At 68.7% G+C, this 5,331-nt stretch carries 5 protein-coding genes and 1 tRNA gene; 2 read left to right on the forward strand and 4 right to left on the reverse strand.

The genetic code is table 11. The features are described 5' to 3' along the window. The first annotated feature begins 283 nt into the window (after positions 1-283). The gene (locus G3N94_RS39400) at positions 284-1,624 is read left to right on the forward strand and encodes an MFS transporter (protein WP_205799601.1); all 1,341 of its coding nucleotides are present in this window, start codon (positions 284-286) and stop codon (positions 1,622-1,624) included. Between the two features lie 87 nt (positions 1,625-1,711). Further along, on the forward strand, positions 1,712-3,130 hold the full coding sequence (locus G3N94_RS39405) for an enolase C-terminal domain-like protein (RefSeq protein WP_205799602.1): 1,419 nt from the start codon (positions 1,712-1,714) through the stop codon (positions 3,128-3,130). 128 nt (positions 3,131-3,258) lie between these two features. On the opposite strand, the gene G3N94_RS39410 is transcribed toward G3N94_RS39405, so the two are convergent. The 4 genes from G3N94_RS39410 to G3N94_RS39425 all read right to left on the reverse strand — a co-directional run bounded on the left by G3N94_RS39410 (position 3,259) and on the right by G3N94_RS39425 (position 5,143). Beyond that, positions 3,259-3,334, reverse strand: a tRNA-Ala gene (locus tag G3N94_RS39410). Between the two features lie 62 nt (positions 3,335-3,396). Then, positions 3,397-3,750 (reverse strand): c-type cytochrome, encoded by a 354-nt coding sequence (locus tag G3N94_RS39415; RefSeq protein WP_205799603.1) that lies wholly within the window; start codon positions 3,748-3,750, stop codon positions 3,397-3,399. Beyond that, positions 3,747-4,541, reverse strand: coding sequence for a BON domain-containing protein (locus G3N94_RS39420; RefSeq protein WP_205799604.1), 795 nt, complete (start codon positions 4,539-4,541; stop codon positions 3,747-3,749). Before G3N94_RS39420 ends, G3N94_RS39415 begins: the two co-directional genes overlap by 4 nt. Before the next feature lie 17 nt (positions 4,542-4,558). Further along, a complete protein-coding gene (locus tag G3N94_RS39425; protein WP_205799605.1) occupies positions 4,559-5,143 on the reverse strand; it encodes an SIS domain-containing protein in 585 nt (194 codons plus the stop codon). Positions 5,144-5,331: the final 188 nt, after the last annotated feature.

Here is a 5,331-nt window from a genome sequence, read left to right on the forward strand (position 1 = left end):
GCCGCGGCGCGGGAACCCGCGTAGCGCGGCGCGCCGAACAACGATTCAAAACCTGAATCGATCAAGTCATGAATTGGCATGAAAGCGGAATATTCGCCATGCAAGAATGCCCGTGACGTTCTCGATCGTCGCGCGTCGCTGCGACGCTAGAGGCGTCCGGCCGACGCGCGGGCGGCGGGCATCCGCCTGATCCGCGCCGCCGGCCGGCAGCACCGACACGAGATCGAGCGCGCCCGACGCGCCGGCCGCCCGGCGGCACCCTTCCGCTATCGGAGGAGACAACATGAATCCGCTTCACGCGTTGCCGGCTTCCGCGTCGGCGACGGTCGCGCGCACCCGCGTGCGCTGGCTCGTGCTGGCCGCGCTGTTCGCGGTCACGACGATCAACTACGCAGACCGCGCCGCGATCTCGATCGCGGGCCCGAGCCTCGCCCGTGCGCTGCACCTGAGCCACGTGCAGATCGGCTTCATCTTTTCCGCGTTCGGCTGGTCGTACGTCGTCGCGCAGCTGCCGGGCGGCTGGCTGCTCGACCGCTACGGGTCGCGCATCGTCTACGCGTTCAGCATCTTCTTCTGGTCGCTGTTCACGCTGCTGCAGGGCGCGATCGGCTTCTTCGGCGGCGGCGCCGCGTTTGCGCTGCTGTTCGCGCTGCGCTTTTGCGTCGGCGCGGCCGAGGCGCCGTCGTTCCCGGCCAACAGCCGGATCGTCTCCGCGTGGTTCCCGGCGCCCGAGCGCGGTACCGCATCGGCGATCTTCAACGCGGCGCAGTATGCGGCGACCGTCGTGTTCGCGCCGCTGATGGGCTGGCTCGTGCACGCGTTCGGCTGGCAGTCGGTGTTCGCGGTGATGGGCGTGCTCGGCTTCGCGTTCGTCGCGGTGTGGAACCGCACCGTGTACGACCCGAAGGACCACCCGCGCATCAATCGCGCCGAACTCGACTATCTCGCCGACGGCGGCGCGCTCGTCAACATCGATCAGGCGACCGGCCAGCGCGACGGCGGCCCGCAGTTGCGCCACGTGAAGGCGCTCTTGAGGAGCCGGATGCTGATCGGCGTCTACGTCGCGCAGTACTGCATCAACGCGCTGACCTATTTCTTCATCACCTGGTTTCCCGTCTATCTCGTACAGGCGCGCGGGATGTCGATCCTCAACGCCGGGCTCGTCGCATCGATCCCGGCGGTGTGCGGGTTCCTCGGCGGCATCCTCGGCGGCGTCGTGTCCGATGCGCTGCTGAAGCAGGGCGTGTCGCTGTCGGTTGCACGCAAGGTGCCGATCGTCATCGGCATGCTGCTGTCGATGTCGATGGTGATCTGCAACTACACCGAGTCGCACGTGCTCGTCGTGCTGTTCATGGCGCTGTCGTTCTTCGGCAAGGGGCTCGGCGCGCTCGGCTGGGCCGTCAACGCCGACACCGCGCCGCGCCAGATCGCCGGCCTGAGCGGCGCGCTGCTCAACACCTGCGGCAACCTGTCGAGCATCACGACGCCGATCGCGATCGGCTATATCGTCGACCGCAGCGGCTCGTTCAACGGCGCGCTCGTCTATGTCGTCGCGCACGCACTCGTTGCGGTGATCTGTTACGTGTTCGTCGTCGGCGAGATCCGCCGCGTCGAGCTGGAATGAACGACGCGGGCTCGCGCCGGCATGCCCGGCCGCCCGCGCCAAACAGCGATCCAGACAGCAATCCAACCAGCAATCAGGAGCGAAGCGATGTCCGAACCCCGCAGCGCCGGCCCGACGCCGGGCACCCCGCTGGTGACGCGCATGCAGGTGATCCCCGTCGCCGGGCGCGACAGCATGCTGCTGAACCTGTGCGGCGCGCACGCGCCGTTCTTTACCCGCAACCTCGTGATCCTCGCGGACAGCAGCGGGCGGACCGGCGTCGGCGAAGTGCCGGGAGGCGAAGGGATCAGGCAGGCGCTCGAGCGAATGACCGCTCTCGTGGTCGGCCAGCCGATCGGGCGCTACCAGGCGATCCTCAATGCGGTGCGCGCGGCGCTGTCCGGTGGCGGTGCTGCGGGCGCGACGGCCGGCCGCGCGATCCGGCACGAGGTGACGTCGGCCGGCGAAGCCGCCGTGCTGCGGCAGCCGCACGAGATCAACCTGCGGTTCGACAACGTGATCACTGCGATCGAGGCCGCGCTGCTCGACCTGCTCGGCCAGTGCCTCGACGTGCCGGTCGCGGCGCTGCTCGGCGAAGGCCAGCAGCGCGACGCGGTGCCGATGCTCGCGTACCTGTTCTACATCGGCGACCGGCGCCGCACCGACCTGCCGTATCGCGACGAAACCGGCGCGCGCGATGCATGGTTCCGGCTGCGCAACGACGAGGCGCTGACGCCCGCGGCGATCGCGCGGCAGGCGGAGGCGGCGGTCGAACGCTACGGGTTCGCCGATTTCAAGCTGAAGGGTGGCGTGATGGCGGGCGCCGACGAGATGGACGCGATTGCCGCGATCAAGGCGCGCTTTCCCGATTCACGCGTGACGCTCGACCCGAACGGCGCGTGGTCGCTCGACGACGCGGTCGTGCTGTGCCGCGGACAGGGCCACCTGCTCGCGTATGCGGAAGACCCTTGCGGCCCGGAAGCCGGTTATTCGGGACGCGAGGTGATGGCCGAATTCCGCCGCGCGACCGGGATCCCGACCGCGACCAACATGATCGCGACCGACTGGCGGCAAATGAATCACGCGGTGAGCCTGCAGGCGGTCGACATCCCGCTCGCCGATCCGCATTTCTGGACGATGCAGGGCTCGGTGCGGCTCGCGCAGCTGTGCCGCGACTGGGGGCTCACGTGGGGCTCGCATTCGAACAATCACTTCGACGTATCGCTCGCGATGTTTACGCATGCGGCGGCTGCCGCGCCGGGCACGATCACCGCGATCGACACGCACTGGATCTGGCAGGAAGGCGATGCGCGGCTCACGCGCGAGCCGCTCGAGATCGTCGGCGGCAAGGTGGCCGTGCCGGAGCGGCCGGGGCTCGGGATCGAGCTCGACATGGCGCAGGTGGAAGCCGCGCATGCGCTGTACCGGCAGGTCGGCGGCACTGCGCGCGACGATGCGGTCGCGATGCGCTACCTTGTGCCCGGGTGGACGTACGATCCGAAAAGGCCGAGTTTCGGGCGGGGGTGACGGGGCGGTGGCGCTTGGCGGCGGGCAATGCGACCTGCGACAGAGGCGGGACTCGGCCGGCCGGTATCGGCGCCGCGCCGACCAAACAAAAAGGGCCCGATCTTGCGATCGAGCCCTTCGAAATCTGTTGGTGGAGCGGAGGAGGATCGAACTCCCGACCTTCGCATTGCGAACGCGACGCTCTCCCAGCTGAGCTACCGCCCCAACAGACACTGATCATACACATGCATTTGCGCGCTTGGCAATAGGTGTCGATACAGCTGCCGTTACTTCGTCGGCGCCCCCGCCAGCACCCACTCAACGACCGAACGGACGTCCGCATCGCTCATACGCGGATGCGCGGGCATCGGAATCGCGCCCCACACGCCGGAGCCGCCCTCCTTCACCTTTTTCGACAGCTTCGTCACGGCCTGCGGGTCGCTCTTGTAGCGCGCCGCGATGTCCTTGAACGACGGGCCGACCAGCTTGCGATCGACCGCGTGGCAGCCCATGCACGCATTGCCGCGCGCGACCTTGAGGCCGTCGCCGACGTCTGCGTGCGCGACCGAGCCGAACGTGCCAAGCGTGCCCGCGACGAGCGCCGCGGCAACGGCGCCATGCATCCAGTGCTTCAGCGTCATTGCGGCACCGCCTTCGGGTTGCCCGGATGCACGTTGCTCGAATTCGAGATCGGCGCGGGCGGCTGCAGCGGCGTCGACGTCACCGACGTGTCGGGCACCGCGCCGACCGTCGCATTGTCCGCCGGCGCGGCCGACGTCGCGGCGGCGCCGCTCGCGGGCGTCGCCGCCTGCAGTGCCTGCGCATCCTGCGGCTTGACGTACTGGAACACCTTCACGACCTTCTCGACGCCCGGCACCTGGCTCGCGACTTCCGCGCCGCGGTTGCCTTCGTCAACCGTCACGAGGCCCAGCAGGTACAGATTGCCGCGCTCGCAGACGACCTTGTAGTTGTTCGCCGAGATGCCCTTCTCGCCGATCAGCGCGGTCTTCACGCGCCCTTCGAGGTACGAGTCGTTCGCGCGGTCCGACAGCGAGCTGGCCGGCCCGATCGCCAGCTCGTTGACGATGCCGTTCACGTTGTTGATGCCGCGCACGATGGCCTCGGCGCGCTGCTTCGACGCATCGTCGGGCACCTCGCCCGTCAGCAGCACGCGGCGGTTGAACACGGTCACGTTCACGTGCGCCTGGTCCGGCAGCCCGCTGTTGATCTGCGTCGTCGCCTTGACCTGGATCTCGCGGTCTTCCGTCTGCGCGCCGAGCGTGCGGCGATCGGTCGCGATCAGCGCGCCGCCGCCGGCCGCTGCGCCCAGCACCCCGAGCACGCAGCCCTGCAGCGACACGGCGAGCCCCGCCGTCAGCGCGGCAAGCAGCGTGGTTCTGACGAGCGTCTGTTTGACGCGGCTTGGTTTCATCGACGGCTCTCCTTCATTCAATCCTCACCCAGCAGCATCGCGTCGATGCCGTCGCACAGGCAGTGGATGGTCAGCAGATGGACTTCGTGGATGCGCGCCGCACGTTCGGCCGGCACGCTGATCGGGATGTCGGTGTCGGACAGCGCGGCCGCGAGCGCTTGGCTGCTGCCGCCCGTCAGCGCGACCACCGTCATTTCGCGCTCGTGCGCCTCGTCGACGGCGGCCAGCACGCGCGGCGACGCGCCGGTCGGGTCGAGCACCAGCAGGATGTCGCCGGTCTGCCCGAGCACGCGCACCTGCTGCGCGAACAGCTGCTCGGGCGCAGCCGCGCCGGTCAGGCCCGCATGGGACGCATCGGTGCCGAGCGCAATGGCGGGCAGGCCCGGCCGCTCGCGCTCGAAGCCGCCGACCAGCGACGCGGCGAGGTATTGCGCGGCGGCGGCCGACGGGCCGTCGCCGCATGCGACGATCTTGTTGCCGTTCGCCAGCGCGGCGAACATCGCGTCGACCGCGGCCGCGATCGGCAGCGACAGCGCGTCGACGGCTTCGAGGTGAAGCGCGACGCTAGCGCGGAAATGTTGCTGAATACGTTCGACTGACATCGATTCCTGATCGGGTACAACGCGTGATGGACATCGCGCGACATCATGAGTGCGGCGAGTTTACCGTACTCCGGGGCCTCGTCCGGGGGCCTGGCAAGAACTCTTTACATCTCGTCACAGCTCGCGGCCATATGTCGTCGCCATACGTCGCCGCTATACATCGCCGCTATACATCGTCGCTACACGTC

Origin of the sequence: Burkholderia sp. Ac-20353, assembly GCF_017104785.1 — a bacterium.
In the GTDB taxonomy this organism is placed as follows: Bacteria; Pseudomonadota; Gammaproteobacteria; order Burkholderiales; family Burkholderiaceae; genus Burkholderia.